Genomic DNA, 19,975 nt, shown 5'->3' on the forward strand with positions numbered 1-19,975 from the left:
CACACCGTCTTCGCATCGGCCCGCCCGGCATGCCCGGGCATGTACGGATTGCCGTCGCACGACTGGGAACCGTCTCTGCCGCTGTGCCATGGTGGCGCGGTGATCGATCACGGGGAGAGTTCGGACACGCCGTCGCGGCGGTTCCGGCTCGCAGACTACGCAGACATGCCCGTCGAGCCTCCGGGCGCGCCGACACGGGCGACCGACTCCGCGCCGGACCCGGCGCCCGCGGGGTGGTCGCCCCCACCGCCGCCCACCCCGTCGTGGGCTCCCCCACCGCCGTCTCCGTCCGGGCCGCGCGCCGCCGCCCCGTCGTCCTCGTTCCCCGGCGCGGCTCGCCCGGACGGGCCGGGCGCGCCGCAGGATGCGGAGGCGGAGGCCCGGCGCGAGTTCGAAGCGGTGCTGGAGCTCTTCCGGACGACGGCCGTGGTCGTGCCGCGCCAGGACGATGCCTGGCTGACCGTCGACTTCGGCGGCGTGCGGTGGATCCTCGCGTTCTCCGACGAGTCGGCGCTGGCCCGGTACGCCCTCGCCCGAGGTGAGGGCGACCGGGACTGGGAGTACGAGACGGTGCTCGGGGCGCGGCTGCTGGACGTGTCCGTGCCGGCCGCGGGGGTGCCGTGCGGGGTGGCCGTGGACGCGGCGGACGGCGCCGAGCGCGCGGTCCTGTTCCCGCCGGTGACCGGGGTCGTACCGGCCGAAGCGGCGGTGGACGGAAACATCAGGGGAGTCATCGAGAGGGGGGCTGCGCGATGAGCGGGGGCGCGGGCGCGGGAAACGAGGACCTGGCCACCGGCGGACTGGACGAGATCGCGAACGGCCTGACGCTGGCGCTGAACGAACTCAAGGAACTCGGCGTGGACAGCATGGCGGGCGCCGGCCGCGGCTTCGGCGAGATCGCCCTGTCCGGCCTGACGCTGGGCCACGAAGGGCTGACCGGATCGTTCACGTCGTTCTGCGAGCGGTGGGAGTGGGGCGTACGGGACCTGATCAACGAGGGCAACCTCTTCGCCGCGGTGACGGGTCTGTCCGCCGGTACGTACTACGAGACCGAGCAGTACCTGGAGGGCACGTTCAAGATCGTGACCAACGCGGCCATCGGTAACCCGTACGCGACCGAGGACGAGGTCACGAAGAAGGGCTGGGGCGACATCGCCACGTCCGGGGTCTTCGGCGGACCGGACTACAGCAAGGAGTCGTTCGAGCAGGCGAAGGACAACGCGGCCCAGGGCTGGAAGGACGCCGGCCGGGACGTGATGACCTCCCAGACGGTCGGTCTGCCCGGCATGAACCCGCAGAACCTGCACTCCTCCGTCGGGGTCTCCGACGCCCAGTACGAGGAGATGCTCGACGACATGTTCGGGCCCTCGCCCGAGGAGCGCGCCGCCGCGGCCCAGCAGCAACAGCAGCAGGCCGTGCCGCCCCAGCAGCGGGGCGGTGAACGCTGATGGGCGGCCTGCTCGACGACCTCGGCAAGGGGCTCAGCGATGTCGGCAAAGGCATCGAGGACGGCATCAACGAGGGTCTCGGCGCCATCGAGGACGGCATCGACTCCGGCAAGAAGGCGCTGGGCGAGACCGTCGACTGGGCAACGGACGAGGCCGGTGAACGCCTCGACCGCTACGGCCTGCACGACGCCGCCGACGTGGTCACGGACTGGGGGGACGGTGTCGCGTCCGACCTCGGCGCGACACCCGGCGAGAAGCAGCTCGGCCAGACCGAGGAGGCGAACGAGCTCGTCCACGGCAACCCCGGCAAGATCCTCGAGAGCGCGGCACACCTGAAGGACTTCCGGGCCGCGTTCGAGAAGGTCGGTCAGGGCATGAGGAAGGTCGACTCCTCGCGCTGGAAGGGCGAGGCCGGCGAAGCCTTCCGGGAGAAGTTCGGCCTCCACCCCACGAAATGGCTGCACGCGTCCGACGCATGCGAGACGGCCGCCGCCGCGCTCGAGGCCTACGCGGACACCGTGAAGTGGGCGCAGGCCCGGGCGAACGACGCGATCGACATGTACCGGAGCGGCAAGCGGGCCTCCGAGGAGGCCGCGGCGGCCGAGAAGGAGGCCGCCGCGGCCACCGACAAGGACGCCGGGGCAGCCGAGAAGGGTGCCGCGGCCGCCGAGGCACAGCGGGCCGCGAAGGCGCGCGTCGAAGAGGCCAGGGCCCTGCTCGCCGAGGCCCGCGAGCAGCGGAACGCCGCCGCGAGCGACGCGAAGGCCAGGGTCGACAAGGCTCTGGCCCACGCCCCGGCCGAACCGCCGCCGCTCGACCGCCTGGGCAACAACGTCGTCGACGGATTCCAGTCGTACAACATGGAACTGACTCACTTCGTGGGCGGCGTCCTCAAGGGAACGGCCGGGCTGGTCAACTTCGCCCGCGGCCTCATCCCGTTCGATCCGTACAACCTGACGCACCCGGCCGCGTACATGCAGAACGTCTCGACGACGCTCTCCGGCCTGGTCTCCACGGTCGCCCAGCCCGAGCGCGCGGTGTCGGCCGCCGTCGAGAGCTTCAAGAAGGACCCGTCCGAGTTCTTCGGCCGCCTCGTCCCCGAACTGATCGGCACGAAGGGCGGGGGCCTTGCCGCCGGCGGCCTCAAGTTCGCGGCCAAGGAGGGGCTGGAGGCGGGGGCGTCGAACCTGGCGTCGAGGAGCGTGAAGTACGGGGACGACCTCGCCGGCGCGCCGCACTCGCCCCCGACGGGCCTGGCGGACAACGCGATGTCGCCCACGCCGCCGACCGGGGTGGCCGACAACGCGGTCTCCCAGCTGCCCCCGGGTTGGACGATCGACCCCCCGACCGCCTGGCCGTCGCCGGCCGGGCTGGCCGACGACGCGGCGGGGGTCGCCCAGAAATGGGACGACCTCGCCCAGCCCACGCACCATGTGGACGAGGGTGCCGTCCACGCGGACTCGGTGGATCCCAAGACGGCTCAGGACTTCCTGGACGATCAGTATCCGGAGCTCAAGGACGTCAATGACGGGCCCGGCGGGCAGCCGGACAATGGATTCACGTACGAGCCGCACGCTTCGGCGGACGAGTTCAGGGGGCTCCCCGACGCGCAGAAGCATGATGTCGCGTTCAACGAGGTCAGCGACGGCGCCGTACGGTTCCCGGACGACGATGCCGCGATCGCCTACGGCAGGGAACACTGGAACGAGTACGCGGAGAACCTCCCTCCGGATGCCAAGAAGGCATTCCTCGACTACTCGGACGAGCACGGGGGCGCGCCGAGCCCGCACTACGCCACGTACAAGGAGATGAACGGATACCTCCGGAGCGGGGATGAGGGATTGGGAACCCCGGATGTCCTTCGTAACATCGAAGAGGTCGACAAGGCGCTGGCCGGTCGCCGTCTGCCGGAAGACGTCATGGTGGTGCGAGGGTCGGGAGTCGGTCACCTGGACTTCGACTCCCCCAGGGACCTGATCGGGCAGACGATGACCGACAAGGGCTACATGTCGACCTCGCTCGGGAACAACCCGGTGGCCGCCTTCAAGGACATGGACGCGGTGATGCATCTCCGTGTTCCCGAGGGAACGCCTGCCATGTGGATCGAGAAGGTCAGCCAGTTCGGAATGGGCGAACGGGAGCTGCTGCTCGGGCGTGGCACGCAATACACCATCACGCGGGCCTTCGAGTCCAACGGCCAGCTGCACATCTACGGCGAAGTGCTGCCGGGGAATTAGAAGAGGACGACGTCAATGAACCCCGAAAGGGAAAGCGACCCCCGCTTCGTCGAACGGACGACCAATCCCCGCTTCGAAGAGGACCTGCAGTTCCTGGTCGAGCCGGGCGGGCCGCAGCGGTACAACCGCGACAGCAGCAGGTCCGTCCAGTACGTCGCGGTGGCGAACGCCCAGGGCGTGGAGATCGGCTACGTGTGGGCCAACGACGAGGACGACGCCGCGGGCTGGATCGTCCGCAAGGACGGCGGCTCCGCAGCGGTCAACGAGGGCGACGTGTGGGTGGACCGGCTGTACGACGGCAAGGCGCGCGGAATCACGCCGTCCGAGGCGTTGGCCGAGATGATCCGCGACTCGCCCTTCGTCGAGTCGAGCCACGTCGTCCCCGACTCCCTTGCCACGGCTCCGAGCCCTGACGTACTCCGGGCACGTGCCGGGCAGCGTCCGAAGGGAGCCGCACGGCACGCGGCGAGCGGGGCGCTGTTCGGCCTCGCCTTCGGGGATGCCATGGGGTACCCGACGGAGTTTCTGAACATGGAGCAGATCGGTGCCACGTTCGGCCCGTGGCACACGATGGAGCTCCCCCTCTCCCCGGGCGGCGTCGTGCGGGTGACCGACGACACGCAGATGATGCTGGCCGTCGGCGAAGCGCTGGCCGAGGTCACCGGAGACACGGGAGGGACCCGGGGGGAGCGCGGGACACGAGGGGCGGCGCGCGAAGGAGCGGCCCCGCTCACGCCCGCCGCCGTGGAAGCGGCTCTGCGGCGACGCTTCGTGTCCTGGCTGCACGACCCGGACAACAACCGGGCCCCAGGTCAGACGTGCCTGGACGCGTGCGCAGCGCTGGAGCGCGACATCCCCTGGCAGGCCGCGAGCGTCCTCCCGTCCAAGGGATGCGGCGCGAACATGCGGGTGGCCCCCGTCGCGCTCGTGCCCGGCCTGTCGGCCGAGCAGCGCGCGGGCATCGCGCAGCTGCAAGCAGCCCTGACCCACGGACACCCGACGGCGCTCGCGGCGAGCGACCTGACGGCCCACGCCGTGTGGCTCCTCGCCAACTCCTGCCCCCTGACGAGCCTCGTCGACGAGCTGCGGAGCTATGCGCGGGAATCGCGGCGGGTGTACCACGTCGACTGGCTGGGCGACCTCGCCCGGCGGGCAGGCGCACCGGACCCCGAGACGTACATCGCCTTCGGCTGGGACGAATGTCTGCGCGCCCTCGACCGCGTGACCGAGGCGCTGCGCGAGCCGGACGTGGACCGGGACCCCAGCGAGGCGGTCGGAGCCGGCTGGGTCGCCGAGGAAGCCCTCGCGACCGCCCTGTACTGCTTCCTGGTCGTCGACGGCCATGCCCGCCCCGCGCTGCAACGCGCCGCGCACACGTCGGGAGACTCCGACTCGATCGCGGCCCTGGCAGGCGCCTTCGCCGGGGCACGACACGGCATCAAGTTCTGGCCGCCGGAGTGGCGCGAGGTGATCGAGTACCGCGACCGCCTCGGTGCCCTGGGCACGGCCTGGGACTGAGAACGCACCTCACCGATGCAGACACAGAACCCCATGCGCCGGGCGACCGCCTGGCTGGACGCGATCTACGGCGGGCTCGTCGAGCTCGCCGTGCCGCACCCGGTGCACGAGACGGACACGGCCTGGCTGCTGTCCTGCCAGGCTCTCCCGCAGCCCGGCTATCCGCGTTCGCCGATGCTCGCGGCCTCGCTCGTGGTGCCCAAGGACGGCGGCTCTCCGTTCCACCCTTCCTCCAGCGCGCCGCTGGCGGACCTGGAGCGGGGGGCCGCTCGCGAGACCATCGCTCGTGTCCGGAACCAGGCGCGTCGCATCAACGCGCGCGGTTGCGTGGCCGCGCTGCACTCCACGCTCGGCGGGCACCGGTCGGTCGCCCTGCCCTGGCGCCCGGCCCATGAGGCCCCCGCTTGGTGGGACCGTCTGAACCGCCGGTACTTCCCGGGTTTCACGCCCGTGCCGGTGGCCGACTGGAACGACGTGATCAGGGCCCTTCAGGGGCCGGGGCCGGACACGCGCGGGCTGGTGTGGGTACGCCGCGAGGTCGGCGGCCAGGAAGCGACGGGGAACCTGATCTACACCCACAACAACAACGGCCAGGTCGTCCTCCTGGACGGCATCACGGCAGCCCTGGCCGAGCTGGACGCCACATACGTACGCGAGCTGACCCTCCTCCGGGCGGAGGCACCGCCGGCCTCCGCCCCGTGAAGGACGGGTCCGTACGCCCGTTCAGCACAGGCCCCCGAACCGCGAGACCTGCGACCGCGGCCTCACCCCGCCTCCGACGGATGCCGGCGTTGGTCCGCCCAGCTCGCCGCGCCCAGGGCCAGGACCACGGCGGCGGGCAGGGCCAGGACCGCCGCCGGGCTCACCTCCTCGTGCAGCAGCCAGGCGCCCAGCACGCCGCCCGCGAACATCGCTCCGATCGAGGCGAACCGGCGGCCCTCGTGGCGGGCGCCCTCGCCGGTGCGGGGGGCCGTGAGGTGCGGCAGGCCGCCGACGAAGGCCGTCAGGGCGCGGGTGGAGAGCGTCGTCGACACGTGCGGGACCCGTACCCGCAGGGTCGTGACGTTGCGCATCCCCATGGCCGCCGCGACCAGCGCCACGGCGGCGAAGTGGTGTCCGGCGACGGGCCCGCCCGGCCCGTCGACATCGCCCTGCCACGCAACCAGCGCCCCGAGGCCGAGCAGCAGCCCCTCGCCGAGCAGCGCCGGGGCGAACCACGGGCGACCGTGCGTGTTCACGCTCGACTCCAGCAGCGAGCCGAGCACCGCGCCCACCACGAAGCCGGCGCAGGAGACTCCCGCGGCGACCGGCGACAGCCCGGCGGCTCCCGTGAGCGCGAACGCCAGCAGGAGCAGGTTCCCCGTCTGCATCGCGGTGAAGGCGGGCCCGAGCGCGAGAAAACAGACGGCCTCGATCACACCGGTCGTCAACGTCAGCACGACCATGATCGAGGTGAACGCGCCCCCGGCCCTGGGCTCCATACCCGGACCCTAAGGCGCGTCCGATCACGTCGCGCGCCAGGACAGGGGGCGTGGGCGGGCGCGCCCCCGCGACGTACGGCCTGCGTCCGTGTGTCCTGAGCGGCCGCGCCCGCCGCGGCCGACTGAGGGACCGCTTTCGGGGCAGTCGCCCAGGCGTGCACACCAGCGACGAGATCTACCACCGCGTGCTGTGGGACGCGCGCTTCGACCCCGAGCGGTTCGTGATGGGGATCCACGAGCGGGGCGTCCGCGAGCCGACGCGGGTGCCGCTGGTGGATTTCGTGCCGGGCGGTGAGATCCCCTGGCATCGGGTGATCTTCTTCGAGGCCGACGGCGAGCTGGTCTGGGACCGTGCGACGGGAGTGGACCGGCTCGACGAGACCGTGGCGGTGGAGGCCGAGCCGGTGCCGCCCGAGGAGGTCCTCGCGGTGCCCGCGACGAACCGGACGGCGGTGGCCTGGCTCCCGCCGCGCCGGCTGTGGCCCGCCATCCAGCACATCCGGCGCGTGCACGACCGGCAGATCCACCGCTGGCCCCCGCACGTCAACGTCCTCTTCGGCTTCGTACCGGAGTCCGAGTTCGAGCGGGCCACCCCGCTGGTCGCCGCGGCGGCGCGCGGCAGCCAACCGTTCCGGGCCCGGCTGGAGGGCGTCCACTGGTTCGGGCACCGCGAGGACGCCACGGTCTGGCTCGACCCCTGCGCGGCCGGCGAGCAGCCGTGGGCCCGGCTGCGGGAGGCCCTGGAGCTCCGCTTCCCGCTGTGCGGCGGGCGGGTCAAGGGCTTCACGCCGCACCTCTCCCTCGGCCGCAGCCGCGACCCGCACGCCCTCGCCACCACCTCGGAGGCGTTGCTCGGCTCCCTGACGGCCCGGGTGTCCGAGCTGGTGCTGCTGTCCCGCCGCGAGGACGGCCCGATGCGGGTACGGGCGACGGTGGCGCTCGGGACCGGTGGAGTCCACCGGCCCGAGGACGTCGCCGCCGCCTAGGCGGTGCCCCTCGGACCGGGCCGGATCAGGCCGCGGCCCACCAGGATCCACGGGATCCGCGGGACGCGCCCCGAGCCGGCGCCGGCCCGTCAGGTGCGCGAGCTCGTCCCGCACTCCTGCGGCAGGTCGTCGAGGTTCTTGCTGCGGTCGTACGGGTCCACGACCGGACCCGTCGCCGCCGCGTCGGGCACGGCCGCCATGTCCTCGTCGAACATCGGGTGGAAGAAGCCGTCCACCGGGCGGTCGCAGTCGTCGTTGCCGGCGTTCGAACTCCACTCGTGCACCGACAACTTGCCCTTGGTCACGACGAATTCGGCGGGGTCGGGCAGCGCGAAGGTGATCTGGCGGCGCACGATCGTCCGCGTCACCTCGTCGGCGCCCGGGCGCACCTTCACGACGGGGTACACGAAGGTGTAGTCGGTGCGGACGAGCACCGTGTCGGCGTTCTCGCCCTTGCCGGCCTCCACGGTCATCCGTCCCCGGGTCTTCACCACGGAGCCCGCGAGGCGTACCTCCTTCGGGCTGAACCGGCTGAACAGCAGCGTGGGGTCGTTCTCCTCGGTGGCCTTGACCAGGCTCTTCTCCATGTCCGAGCGGACGTCGGGCTGCTTCGGGTCGAGGAGGGCGAGCGCCGCCGCTGGCTTGTCGCCCTTGATCACGGCCGGGTCGAGGTTGGCGGCGACGAGGAAGTCCTTCGTCGTCCTCAGCGCGGCCGCGACCTCGTCCTTCGACATCCAGCCCACCGCCGTGGCCCGCGGCGTCTCGATCCCCGCGGCTCCGTCGGCCCAGCGGAGCGCCGGTGAGCCCTTGAACGGCTCGCGCAGCGTCGGCCGGTCCGGGAACACCTCCTCGGACGGCGCGGCGGACGGCCGCGCGGTCTCCGCCGCGAGCGGCTGCGTGTCACCGCTCGCGCGCCACGGCATCAGCTCCGGTCTCACCACGAGGACCGCGAGGCCGGCGACGACCACGATCCCGAAAGCCCCGGAGACGGCCCGCGACGCACCGCTCCGGCCGTTGTTGTCCCAGCTCATGTACCCCACCCCTGGTTCATCGGGGCCATGACAGACGTCGGCCCCGCGCATCGTGCGCAGCGGAGCGTCTCACAGCCCTCGGACACACCCGATGCCGACCCTGTTGTTCGACTCACGAATGCCCGTTCGCGCACAACCCCTCGTGCCGCCGAACCGTCTTGTAAGTCGCGGATCTCGGCCCCGACCTGGCCGTCCGCCGTTTCAGGGGACTTTCAGGGACCGGTACGGACCGGTGGGCGGCACGGGGGAAGCAGCGGTGGACGACATATCCAGGCCCGCTACGGGCGGCCTGCCCCGGCGACGCGGTGTTCTCGCGGCCGCCGTGGCTCTCGGTACGGCAACCGTCGCGGGCTCGCTCGCCGGGTGCTCCGTACCCGCTCCGCGCCGCACCGGGCCCACCGCCGACCCCGCTCCCGGGATGCCGATCGCCAGTACGCGCCGCGCGCAGCTCCTGCAGTTCGCCGCACACCCGGACGACGACCTGTACTTCATGAATCCGGACACGCAGCGGATGCTCGACGCCGGTGTCCCCCTGGTCTCCGTCTATGTCACCGCGGGTGAGCACACGGGCCGCAATCGCGTCGCGGGGATGCCCGACGCTCCCCCGGACAGGGCCGCCTACTCCTCCGCCCGCCACCAGGGCCTGCGCCAGGCGTACGCGACGCTTCTCGGACTCGACGCGTTCACGCCCTGGCAGCGGGCCGTCATCACCCTCCGCGGCGGGCGGCGGGCCGAGATCGACACGCTCGTGCACGACGGCCGCCGGGTCGAACTGATCTTCCTCAATCTGCCGATGCACACCACGCGGCGGTACATGGCGGTGCCCGCCCTGTGGCACGACCGCGCGCTCGAACTGCGTACACACCTCTCCGCGGGCTCCCCCGTCGACCGGTCGGACACCTACGACCACGACCAGCTGATCGACGTCCTCGTCGGACTCCTCGACCGCTACCGGCCGACCGTCGTCCAGACCCTGGACCCGGACCCCGACATCCAGGTCTCGGCCGAGGCCACCCGCAAGCGCGACAGCGAGCAGCCCGGCTACTCCGACCACGGCGATCACACGGCCGTCGCCTGCTTCTCCTGGGCGGCGCTGATCCGCTGGGTGGCCGAGGCGCAGCAGGGCCCGGGGGCGATACCGGCGTTCGTCGCGACCGCGTTCCGCGGCTACTACAACCGCCACTGGCCGAAGAACCTCCCGCCCCAGGTCCTGGCGGAGAAGGCCGCGCATCTCGTCCCGTACGGCGGCGATCCGTCGTGGCGGTGCGGCAATCCGTCGGGCTGCGGGGACTACGGCGTGGGCGGGGACCGTCCCCTCACCAACACGAAGGGCTGGGTGCGGGCCACCCACCACCGCTGGCCGGGCACGGGGCCGGCCGTCGTGGCGCGCCCGGGTGAGCGGCTCGACGCCTACGGGGTGCTGGGGCTGCGTGCCGTCCGCTGGCGGGAGACGGAGCGGGGCTCCGGTCTGTGGGGCGCCCCGGAGGACCTCGGTGGCGGGCCGCTCGCGCCCGCGCTGGGTTCCGCCACCCTGCCCGACGGCCGGGTGCTCCTCTTCGGCGTACGGTTCGCCGCCTTCGACGGCCACGGCGGCGCGAACAGGCGGGAGGTCGTCCTCCTGGAGCAGCGCTCCCCCGGCGGCCCGTTCCTCGCGTGGCGTGGACTCGGCAATCCGGAGCGGGGCGACGACCGGGGGCGCCGGATCGGTGTGCCGGTGGCCGTGACGGCTCCCGACGGCCGGGTCCATCTCTTCGTACGGGACGCCGACAAGGGTGTGTCGACGCGCGTGCGGGCCGCCGACGGGAGCTGGTCGTCGTGGCGGCGCCTGCCCGGGACCGGCACCGACGCCGACGCGGTCCAGGACGGCCTGGACGCCGTCGTCGACAGCGCCGGACGCGTCCATCTGCTCGCCGCGGGCCGGGGGTCCGTCCGGCACTGGATCGACGGCGTGGAGGTCGCCCCGCTCCCCGGCGCGGGCGATCCCGTCGCCGCCGTCCCGGGCGCCGGAACCGGCGCGCTGGAGGTGTACTACCGCGAGCCCGCGGCGAAGGAGCTGCTGTCCGGGCGGGGGAACGCGTCCTTCGACGGGTACGGCCCGGTGGCCGCGGCGGCCGACGGGGCCGGGCACGTGCTGCTCGGCCGGGACCTGCGCGGCCGGATCCAGCTGCGGCGGGGCGGCCGGCTCTGGACCCGTACGCAGGGGACGGCGCCCGTCCAGGCGGCGGCGCTGCGGCTCGACGCGGACGGCCCGCTGGCCGTGGGCTTGGGCGCGGACGCCCACCCGTGGGTGTGGCGCCCGGCGGACCGGGCCGCCGCCTCGGAGTAGCGGGCACTGGCGGGAAACGACGAGGGCCCCCGGTCCGCCGCGAACGGCGGCCCGGGGGCCCTCTTATGACGCTCCGTCAGGAGCGGCACAGGTCAAACGATCGACAATTACTTGTTGATCTTGACGACCTGGCCGGCGCCCACGGTCCGACCACCCTCACGGATGGCGAACTTCAGGCCCTCCTCCATGGCGACGGGCTGGATCAGCTCGACGGTCATGGAGGTGTTGTCGCCCGGCATGACCATCTCGGTGCCCTCGGGGAGGGTCACGACGCCGGTCACGTCCGTGGTACGGAAGTAGAACTGCGGGCGGTAGTTGTTGAAGAACGGGGTGTGACGGCCACCCTCGTCCTTCGACAGGATGTAGGCCTGGGCCTCGAACTCGGTGTGCGGCGTGACCGAACCGGGCTTGATGATGACCTGGCCGCGCTCGACGTCCTCGCGCTTGATGCCACGGAGGAGCAGACCGACGTTCTCACCGGCCTGGCCCTCGTCGAGCAGCTTGCGGAACATCTCGATGCCGGTGACCGTGGTGGTGACCTTCTCGGTCTTGATACCGACGATGTCGACGGTCTCGTTGACCTTGAGGACACCACGCTCGATACGACCGGTGACGACGGTGCCACGACCGGTGATCGTGAAGACGTCCTCGATCGGCATCAGGAACGGCTTGTCGACGTCACGCTCGGGCTGCGGGATCGCCTCGTCGACGGCGGCCATCAGGTTCAGGACCGACTGGCCCCACTCCTTGTCGCCCTCGAGCGCCTTGAGCGCCGAGACCTTGACGACCGGCAGGTCGTCGCCCGGGAACTCGTACTCGGAGAGGAGCTCACGGACCTCGAGCTCGACGAGCTCCAGGATCTCCTCGTCGTCCACCATGTCGGCCTTGTTCAGGGCGACGACGATGTACGGAACGCCGACCTGGCGGGCCAGGAGCACGTGCTCCTTGGTCTGCGGCATCGGGCCGTCGGTGGCGGCGACCACGAGGATGGCGCCGTCCATCTGCGCGGCACCCGTGATCATGTTCTTGATGTAGTCCGCGTGACCGGGGCAGTCGACGTGGGCGTAGTGACGCGACTCGGTCTGGTACTCGACGTGCGCGATGGAGATGGTGATACCGCGCTGGCGCTCCTCGGGAGCCTTGTCGATCTGGTCGAAGGCCGAGGCCTCGTTCAGGTCCGGGTACGCGTCGTGCAGCACCTTGGTAATGGCGGCCGTGAGGGTCGTCTTACCGTGGTCAATGTGACCGATGGTGCCGATGTTGACGTGCGGCTTAGTCCGCTCGAACTTCGCCTTCGCCACTGGGGTCCTCCTGGAGTGGTTCTGAACGCCTTGCTTCATCGGCGCCAGGTGATCTTTGCTGGGATGCCAGGCGCCGGAGCCCGATCCCTCGGGTTTCGGGGGACGAAGCCCCGGCGACTGGTGTCAAGCCTAAAGCGTGCACTCGGGTGAGTTACTCGCCCTTGGCCTTCGCGATGATCTCCTCGGCGACGTTCCGGGGAACCTCGGCGTAGGAGTCGAACTGCATCGAGTAGCTTGCGCGACCCGAGGTCTTGCTGCGGAGGTCTCCGACGTAGCCGAACATCTCCGAGAGGGGCACGAGGCCCTTCACGACGCGAGCGCCGCTGCGCTCCTCCATGGCCTGGATCTGGCCACGGCGGGAGTTGATGTCGCCGATGACCTCACCCATGTAGTCCTCGGGCGTGACGACCTCAACGGCCATCATCGGCTCAAGGATGACGGGGGAAGCCTTGCGCGCGGCCTCCTTGAAGGCCTGCGAACCGGCGATCTTGAACGCGAGCTCGGAGGAGTCGACCTCGTGGTAGGCACCGTCGAGAAGGATGACGCGGACGCCAGTCATCTCGTAGCCGGCCAGGATGCCGAACTGCATGGCCTCCTGCGCACCCGCGTCGACCGAAGGGATGTACTCCTTCGGGATGCGGCCACCGGTGACCTTGTTCACGAACTCGTACGAGGCGTCGCCGCCCTCGATGGGCTCGATCGCGATCTGCACCTTGGCGAACTGACCGGTACCACCGGTCTGCTTCTTGTGGGTGAAGTCCACGCGCTCGACGGCCTTGCGGATCGTCTCGCGGTACGCGACCTGCGGCTTGCCGACGTTCGCCTCGACCTTGAACTCGCGACGCATACGGTCGACGAGGATGTCGAGGTGAAGCTCGCCCATACCACCGATGATGGTCTGGCCGGTCTCCTCGTCAGAGTGGACCTGGAAGGAGGGGTCCTCCTCCGCGAGACGCTGGATGGCGACACCCAGCTTCTCCTGGTCACCCTTGGACTTGGGCTCGATCGCGACCTGGATGACCGGCGCCGGGAAGTCCATGGACTCCAGGATGACCGGGTTCTTCTCGTCGCACAGCGTCTCACCGGTGGTGGTCTGCTTCAGGCCCATGACGGCGACGATGTCGCCGGCGCCCACCGAGTCGATCTCCTCACGCTTGTTCGCGTGCATACGGTAGATCTTGCCGATGCGCTCCTTCTTGCCCTTGACGGAGTTCAGCACCGAGGTGCCGGCCTCCAGGCGACCGGAGTAGATCCGGACGAAGGTGAGCTTGCCGAGGTGCGGGTCGCTCGCGATCTTGAAGGCGAGCGCGGAGAGCGGCTCGTCCTCGGAAGGCTTGCGCTTCACGACGACCTCGGCGTCCTTGACGTCGTGGCCCTCGATGGCCTCGACGTCCAGGGGGGACGGCAGGTAGCGGACGACCGCGTCGAGCAGGGGCTGAACGCCCTTGTTCTTGAAGGCGGTGCCACAGAAGACGGGGGTGATCGTCTTCTCGCCGCCACCCTTGCCGGAGGCAATGGTGATACGACGGATCGCGGCGTACAGCTGCTCCTCGGTGGGCTCCTGGCCCTCGAGGAAGAGCTCCATGATCTCTTCGTCGTTCTCGGCGACGGTCTCGACCAGCTTGCCGCGCCACTCTTCAGCGGCCTCGGTGTGCGTGGCCGGGATGTCGACGACGTCGTACATCTCGCCCTTGGTCGCCTCGGCGGACCAGACCAGAGCCTTCATGCGGACGAGGTCCACGACACCCTGGAAGTCCATCTCGGAACCGATGGGGAGCTGCATGACGATCGGGACGGCGCCGAGGCGGTCCACGATCATGTCGACGCAGCGGTGGAACTCGGCACCCGTGCGGTCGAGCTTGTTGACGAAGCAGATACGCGGAACGCCGTAGCGGTCCGCCTGACGCCAGACAGTCTCGGACTGGGGCTCGACACCGGCGACGCCGTCGAACACCGTCACGGCACCGTCGAGCACGCGGAGCGAACGCTCCACCTCGACGGTGAAGTCGACGTGGCCCGGGGTGTCGATGATGTTGATGGTGTGGTCGACGTCCTCGAGCGGCCAGTGGCAGGTCGTCGCGGCGGACGTGATGGTGATGCCGCGCTCCTGCTCCTGCTCCATCCAGTCCATCGTGGCAGCGCCGTCGTGGACTTCACCGATCTTGTACGAGACGCCGGTGTAGAACAGGATCCGCTCGGTGGTGGTCGTCTTGCCCGCGTCGATGTGAGCCATGATGCCGATGTTGCGCACCTTGGCAAGGTCAAGCGAAGTGGTAGCCATATCGGCTCAGTCTTCTCTCGGTCTCGATGTGGGTTGCGACTACCAGCGGTAGTGCGCGAAGGCCTTGTTGGACTCGGCCATCTTGTGCGTGTCCTCACGCTTCTTGACCGAAGCACCGAGGCCGTTGGAGGCGTCGAGGAGCTCGTTCATGAGGCGCTCGGTCATGGTCTTCTCGCGGCGGGCGCGGGAGTAACCCACGAGCCAGCGCAGAGCGAGGGTGGAGGCGCGACCGGGCTTGACCTCGATCGGCACCTGGTAGGTAGCGCCACCGACACGGCGGGACTTGACCTCGAGGGACGGCTTGACGTTCTCGAGCGCGCGCTTCAGCGTGATGACCGGGTCGTTGCCGGTCTTCTCGCGGAGGCCTTCCATGGCGCCGTAGACGATGCGCTCGGCGGTGGAACGCTTGCCGTCCAGCAGGATCTTGTTGATCAGCGAGGTGACAAGAGGAGAGCTGTAGACCGGGTCGATGATGACCGGGCGCTTCGGGGCGGGGCCCTTACGAGGCATTCTTACTTCTCCTTCTTGGCGCCGTAGCGGCTGCGAGCCTGCTTACGGTTCTTGACGCCCTGCGTGTCGAGGGAACCGCGGATGATCTTGTAACGAACACCCGGCAGGTCCTTCACACGGCCACCGCGCACGAGCACGATGGAGTGCTCCTGCAGGTTGTGACCCTCACCCGGGATGTAGGCCGTGACCTCGATGCCCGAGGTCAGACGCACACGCGCGACCTTACGGAGGGCCGAGTTCGGCTTCTTCGGGGTGGTCGTGAACACACGCGTGCAGACGCCGCGACGCTGAGGAGAACCCTCGAGTGCGGGCGTCTTGTTCTTCTCGACCTTGTCCTGCCGGCCCTTCCGGACCAGCTGCTGGATCGTAGGCACTACTTCTCCGGTTTCTGTGTGCCGTCGTAAAACTAACCTGGAACCCATCACCGACCCACGCGGTCGGGTGTGTCGAATACTGCGGACCTCCGCCGTCAGCGGAAAAGGCGCAGATTGCGGTGGCCGTTGATGAACTCACCGTGCGGCTGATGACACGCACAGGAGCCCAGGCACACCCCAGGCACAAGGTCTGAGCGTACCTACCGCATGGACTCCGGTCAAAACAAATGCCCCGTCGACCGGGCGCCCGGGGGCGGCGGACGACCGGAGAGGTCCCGCTGCGGGCACGTCGGGGCCCCCTCCGAGGCCCGCGCGCGAACCCGACCCTCAACCGCGGCCGTACCCGAGCGCGAGCCGGAGCCCGCGCCATGCCCTGGAAGGCCCTCAGAGTCCCGTACGGCACGTGAGGGACCGCCCATGCCCCGGATGCCCCCCAGCGCGCCACCCGTACCGCTCTGCGCCCCCGGAGCGCGACATGCCGAAGGGCGGCACCCCGGTGTCGGGGTGCCGCCCTTCGGTTCGCCCTACTTACTGGTTGTACGGACCGTAGTCGTAGTCCTCCAGCGGAACGGCCTGGCCGGAGCCGGTGCCGAACGGCGAGTAGTCGATGTCGTCGTAGCCGACGGCCGAGTACATCGCGGCCTTGGCCTCCTCGGTCGGCTCGACCCGGATGTTGCGGTAGCGGGACAGACCCGTACCGGCCGGGATGAGCTTACCGATGATGACGTTCTCCTTGAGGCCGATGAGGCTGTCGGACTTGGCGTTGATCGCCGCGTCCGTCAGCACTCGGGTCGTCTCCTGGAAGGAGGCGGCCGACAGCCAGGACTCCGTCGCCAGCGAGGCCTTGGTGATACCCATCAGCTGCGGACGGCCGGAGGCGGGGTGACCGCCCTCGGTGACCACACGACGGTTCTCGGTCTCGAACTTCGAGCGCTCGACGAGCTCGCCCGGCAGCAGCTCCGCGTCGCCGGACTCGATGATCGTCACGCGGCGCAGCATCTGCCGGATGATGATCTCGATGTGCTTGTCGTGGATCGACACACCCTGCGAGTTGTAGACCTTCTGGACCTCGCCGACCAGGTGGACCTGGACCGCGCGCTGACCGAGGATCCGCAGCACGTCGTGCGGGTTGGTGGCACCCACGGTGAGCTTCTGGCCCACCTCGACGTGGTCGCCCTCGCCCACCAGCAGACGGGCACGCTTCGAGATCGGGAACGCCGTCTCGTCGCTGCCGTCGTCCGGGGTGACGACGATCTTCTTGGTCTTCTCGGTCTCCTCGATGCGGACGCGGCCGGCCGCCTCCGAGATCGGGGCGACACCCTTGGGCTGACGAGCCTCGAAGAGCTCGACGACACGGGGCAGACCCTGGGTGATGTCGTCACCGGCCACACCACCGGTGTGGAAGGTACGCATCGTCAGCTGGGTACCGGGCTCACCGATGGACTGGGCGGCGATGATGCCGACCGCCTCACCGATGTCGACCAGCTTGCCGGTGGCCAGCGAACGGCCGTAGCAGAAGGCACAGGTGCCGACGGCGGACTCACAGGTCAGGACCGAGCGGGTCTTGACCTCCTCCACGCCGGCGCCCACGAGGGCGTCGATGAGCACGTCACCCAGGTCGACGTTGGCCGGCGCGATGACCTTGCCGTCCACGACGACGTCCTCGGCGAGCATCCGCGCGTACACGGAGGTCTCGACGTCGTCCGTCTTCCGCAGGATGCCGTCGGCACCCCTCTCGGCGATCCGCAGCTTCAGGCCGCGCTCGGTGCCGCAGTCCTCCTCGCGGATGATGACGTCCTGCGAGACGTCCACCAGACGACGGGTCAGGTAACCCGAGTCGGCGGTACGCAGGGCGGTGTCGGCCAGACCCTTACGGGCACCGTGCGTCGAGATGAAGTACTCGAGGACGGAGAGACCCTCACGGAAGGACGCCTTGATGGGACGCGGGATCGTCTCGTTCTTGGCGTTCGACACCAGACCACGCATACCGGCGATCTGACGCATCTGCATCATGTTTCCTCGGGCACCCGAGTCAACCATCATGAAGATGGGGTTCGTCTTGGGGAAGTTCTCGTTCATCGCCTCGGCGACCTCGTTGGTCGCCTTGGTCCAGATGTTGATGAGCTCCTGAGTGCGCTCTTCCTTGGTGATGAGACCGCGCTCGTACTGCTTCTGGACCTTCTCGTCCTGCTCTTCCCAGCCCTTGACGATCGCCTTCTTGGCCTCGGGGACGACGACGTCCGAGATGGCCACGGTGACGCCGGAACGGGTCGCCCAGTAGAAGCCCGCCGCCTTCAGGTTGTCGAGCGTCGCCGCCACGATGACCTTGGGGTAGCGCTCGGCGAGGTCGTTGACGATCTCGGAGAGCTGCTTCTTGCCGACCGAGTAGTCGACGAACGGGTAGTCCTCGGGCAGCAGCTCGTTGAAGAGCGCGCGGCCCAGCGAGGTGCGCAGGCGGAACGAGTCACCCTGCTGCCACTCCGGCTCGCCCTCCTCGGCGACCGGGGGGACCCAGCCGCGCGGCGGAACGGTGCCGATCGGGAAGCGGATGTCGATCTGCGACTGCAGCGCGAGCTCGCCGGCGTCGAACGCCATGATCGCCTCGGCCGTGGAGCCGAACGCGCGGCCCTCGCCCTTGGTGTCACGGAGCTCACCGTCGGTGGTCAGGAAGAACAGACCGAGGACCATGTCCTGGGTCGGCATCGTGACCGGACGGCCGTCGGCCGGCTTGAGGATGTTGTTCGAGGACAGCATCAGGATGCGGGCCTCGGCCTGCGCCTCCGCGGAGAGCGGCAGGTGGACGGCCATCTGGTCACCGTCGAAGTCCGCGTTGAACGCGGTGCAGACGAGCGGGTGGATCTGGATGGCCTTGCCCTCGACCAGCTGCGGCTCGAAGGCCTGGATGCCGAGGCGGTGCAGCGTGGGCGCACGGTTCAGCAGAACCGGGTGCTCGGCGATGACCTCTTCGAGGACGTCGTACACGACCGTGCGGCCGCGCTCGACCATCCGCTTGGCGCTCTTGATGTTCTGCGCGTGGTTCAGGTCGACCAGGCGCTTCATCACGAACGGCTTGAAGAGCTCCAGCGCCATGGCCTTGGGCAGACCGCACTGGTGCAGCTTCAGCTGCGGACCGACGACGATGACGGAACGCGCGGAGTAGTCCACACGCTTACCGAGCAGGTTCTGACGGAATCGACCCTGCTTACCCTTCAGCATGTCGCTGAGGGACTTCAGCGGACGGTTGCCGGGGCCCGTGACCGGGCGACCACGACGGCCGTTGTCGAAGAGGGCGTCGACCGCCTCCTGGAGCATCCGCTTCTCGTTGTTCACGATGATCTCGGGGGCACCGAGGTCGAGCAGACGCTTCAGACGGTTGTTGCGGTTGATCACACGGCGGTACAGGTCGTTCAGGTCGGAGGTCGCGAAGCGGCCACCGTCCAGCTGCACCATCGGACGCAGGTCCGGCGGGATCACCGGCACGCAGTCGAGAACCATGCCCTTGGGGCTGTTCGCGGTCTGCAGGAACGCGGAGACGACCTTGAGGCGCTTGAGCGCACGGGTCTTCTTCTGGCCCTTGCCGGTACGGATGATCTCGCGGAGGCGCTCGGCCTCCTCCTCCAGGTCGAAGGACTCCAGGCGCTTCTGCAGCGCCGCGGCACCCATCGAACCGTCGAAGTACGTGCCGAAGCGGTCACGCAGCTCGCGGTAGAGGAGCTCGTCGCCCTCCAGGTCCTGGACCTTGAGGTTCTTGAAGCGGTTCCAGACCTCGTCGAGGCGGTCGATCTCGCGCTGCGCGCGGTCGCGCAGCTGCTTCATCTCACGCTCGGCGCCCTCGCGCACCTTGCGGCGCACGTCGGCCTTGGCGCCCTCGGCCTCCAGCTCGGCCAGGTCGGTCTCGAGCTTCTTGGCGCGGGCCTCGAGGTCGGCGTCGCGGCGGTTCTCGATCTGCTGACGCTCGACGGAGACGTGCGCCTCCAGCGAGGGCAGGTCACGCGTGCGACGCTCGTCGTCGACGAACGTGATCATGTACGCGGCGAAGTAGATGACCTTCTCGAGGTCCTTCGGCGCGAGGTCGAGCAGGTATCCGAGGCGCGACGGGACGCCCTTGAAGTACCAGATGTGGGTGACGGGGGCGGCGAGCTCGATGTGGCCCATCCGCTCACGGCGCACCTTGGCGCGGGTGACCTCGACGCCACACCGCTCACAGATGATGCCCTTGAAGCGGACACGCTTGTACTTGCCGCAGTAGCACTCCCAGTCCCGGGTCGGACCGAAGATCTTCTCGCAGAAGAGTCCGTCCTTTTCGGGCTTCAGGGTGCGGTAGTTGATGGTCTCGGGCTTCTTGACCTCGCCGTGGCTCCACTGACGGATGTCGTCAGCGGTGGCCAGACCGATCCGGAGCTCATCGAAGAAGTTGACGTCGAGCACTATGCGTCAATCCCTCTCAGGGTTGTAAGTCTTGGGGTCTGAAACGGGGGTCCT

Annotated in this window: 13 protein-coding genes and 1 pseudogene; 7 read left to right on the plus strand and 7 right to left on the minus strand. The window is 69.7% G+C overall.

The features are described from left to right. The first annotated feature begins 165 nt into the window (after window positions 1-165). The 5 genes from AB0D99_RS17675 (at window position 166) to AB0D99_RS17695 (ending at window position 5,905) form a co-directional block, all read left to right on the plus strand. The gene (locus AB0D99_RS17675) at window positions 166-756 is read left to right on the plus strand and encodes a hypothetical protein (RefSeq protein WP_362362166.1); all 591 of its coding nucleotides are present in this window, start codon (window positions 166-168) and stop codon (window positions 754-756) included. Further along, the gene (locus tag AB0D99_RS17680) at window positions 753-1,448 is read left to right on the plus strand and encodes a hypothetical protein (protein WP_362362169.1); all 696 of its coding nucleotides are present in this window, start codon (window positions 753-755) and stop codon (window positions 1,446-1,448) included. Before AB0D99_RS17675 ends, AB0D99_RS17680 begins: the two co-directional genes overlap by 4 nt. Further along, the gene (locus AB0D99_RS17685) at window positions 1,448-3,685 is read left to right on the plus strand and encodes a putative T7SS-secreted protein (protein WP_362362172.1); all 2,238 of its coding nucleotides are present in this window, start codon (window positions 1,448-1,450) and stop codon (window positions 3,683-3,685) included. The genes AB0D99_RS17680 and AB0D99_RS17685 overlap by 1 nt, the downstream gene beginning before the upstream one ends. Before the next feature lie 477 nt (window positions 3,686-4,162). Further along, complete coding sequence (locus AB0D99_RS17690; RefSeq protein ID WP_362362237.1) at window positions 4,163-5,203, plus strand: ADP-ribosylglycohydrolase family protein; 1,041 nt, start codon at window positions 4,163-4,165, stop codon at window positions 5,201-5,203. Between the two features lie 15 nt (window positions 5,204-5,218). Next, on the plus strand, window positions 5,219-5,905 hold the full coding sequence (locus tag AB0D99_RS17695) for a toxin glutamine deamidase domain-containing protein (RefSeq protein ID WP_362362174.1): 687 nt from the start codon (window positions 5,219-5,221) through the stop codon (window positions 5,903-5,905). A gap of 62 nt (window positions 5,906-5,967) precedes the next feature. On the opposite strand, the gene AB0D99_RS17700 is transcribed toward AB0D99_RS17695, so the two are convergent. Then, window positions 5,968-6,684: a YoaK family protein gene (locus tag AB0D99_RS17700; RefSeq protein ID WP_362362177.1), complete on the minus strand. Its 717-nt coding sequence runs from the start codon at window positions 6,682-6,684 to the stop codon at window positions 5,968-5,970. A 155-nt stretch (window positions 6,685-6,839) separates the two neighbouring features. Between AB0D99_RS17700 and AB0D99_RS17705 the strand changes: the two are divergent. Then, window positions 6,840-7,631, plus strand: a pseudogene (locus tag AB0D99_RS17705) (RNA repair domain-containing protein); the annotation flags it as partial. Between the two features lie 128 nt (window positions 7,632-7,759). On the opposite strand, the gene AB0D99_RS17710 reads toward AB0D99_RS17705, so the two are convergent. Next, on the minus strand, window positions 7,760-8,701 hold the full coding sequence (locus AB0D99_RS17710; protein ID WP_362362180.1) for a hypothetical protein: 942 nt from the start codon (window positions 8,699-8,701) through the stop codon (window positions 7,760-7,762). 322 nt (window positions 8,702-9,023) lie between these two features. Between AB0D99_RS17710 and AB0D99_RS17715 the strand changes: the two genes are divergently transcribed. Then, the gene (locus AB0D99_RS17715; protein WP_362362239.1) at window positions 9,024-11,027 is read left to right on the plus strand and encodes a PIG-L family deacetylase; all 2,004 of its coding nucleotides are present in this window, start codon (window positions 9,024-9,026) and stop codon (window positions 11,025-11,027) included. A gap of 107 nt (window positions 11,028-11,134) precedes the next feature. Here AB0D99_RS17715 and tuf read toward each other — a convergent pair whose 3' ends face one another. The 5 genes from tuf to AB0D99_RS17740 all read right to left on the minus strand — a co-directional run bounded on the left by tuf (window position 11,135) and on the right by AB0D99_RS17740 (window position 19,921). Continuing rightward, window positions 11,135-12,328: an elongation factor Tu gene (gene tuf / locus AB0D99_RS17720; RefSeq protein ID WP_361965487.1), complete on the minus strand. Its 1,194-nt coding sequence runs from the start codon at window positions 12,326-12,328 to the stop codon at window positions 11,135-11,137. A gap of 151 nt (window positions 12,329-12,479) precedes the next feature. Beyond that, window positions 12,480-14,609 (minus strand): elongation factor G, encoded by a 2,130-nt coding sequence (gene fusA, locus AB0D99_RS17725; protein WP_355105089.1) that lies wholly within the window; start codon window positions 14,607-14,609, stop codon window positions 12,480-12,482. Between the two features lie 39 nt (window positions 14,610-14,648). Further along, window positions 14,649-15,119 (minus strand): 30S ribosomal protein S7, encoded by a 471-nt coding sequence (rpsG, locus tag AB0D99_RS17730; protein ID WP_003966970.1) that lies wholly within the window; start codon window positions 15,117-15,119, stop codon window positions 14,649-14,651. A 2-nt stretch (window positions 15,120-15,121) separates the two neighbouring features. Then, window positions 15,122-15,493 carry a 30S ribosomal protein S12 gene (gene rpsL, locus AB0D99_RS17735; protein ID WP_003948652.1) on the minus strand — a complete coding sequence of 124 codons (372 nt, stop codon included), beginning with the start codon at window positions 15,491-15,493 and terminating at the stop codon, window positions 15,122-15,124. A 528-nt stretch (window positions 15,494-16,021) separates the two neighbouring features. Further along, window positions 16,022-19,921: a DNA-directed RNA polymerase subunit beta' gene (locus tag AB0D99_RS17740; RefSeq protein ID WP_362362185.1), complete on the minus strand. Its 3,900-nt coding sequence runs from the start codon at window positions 19,919-19,921 to the stop codon at window positions 16,022-16,024. Window positions 19,922-19,975 lie beyond the last annotated feature (54 nt).

Origin of the sequence: Streptomyces sp. NPDC047971, from assembly GCF_040653355.1 — a bacterium.
Lineage (GTDB): Bacteria > Actinomycetota > Actinomycetes > Streptomycetales > Streptomycetaceae > Streptomyces.

Coding starts and splice junctions, on each gene's coding strand:
- AB0D99_RS17710 (WP_362362180.1), bottom strand. CDS start 8,701: ATGAGCTGGGACAACAACGGCCGGAGCGGTGCGTCGCGGGCCGTCTCC.
- AB0D99_RS17695 (WP_362362174.1), top strand. CDS start 5,219: ATGCAGACACAGAACCCCATGCGCCGGGCGACCGCCTGGCTGGACGCG.
- AB0D99_RS17700 (WP_362362177.1), bottom strand. CDS start 6,684: ATGGAGCCCAGGGCCGGGGGCGCGTTCACCTCGATCATGGTCGTGCTG.
- AB0D99_RS17685 (WP_362362172.1), top strand. CDS start 1,448: ATGGGCGGCCTGCTCGACGACCTCGGCAAGGGGCTCAGCGATGTCGGC.
- AB0D99_RS17680 (WP_362362169.1), top strand. CDS start 753: ATGAGCGGGGGCGCGGGCGCGGGAAACGAGGACCTGGCCACCGGCGGA.
- rpsG (WP_003966970.1), bottom strand. CDS start 15,119: ATGCCTCGTAAGGGCCCCGCCCCGAAGCGCCCGGTCATCATCGACCCG.
- AB0D99_RS17675 (WP_362362166.1), top strand. CDS start 166: ATGCCCGTCGAGCCTCCGGGCGCGCCGACACGGGCGACCGACTCCGCG.
- fusA (WP_355105089.1), bottom strand. CDS start 14,609: ATGGCTACCACTTCGCTTGACCTTGCCAAGGTGCGCAACATCGGCATC.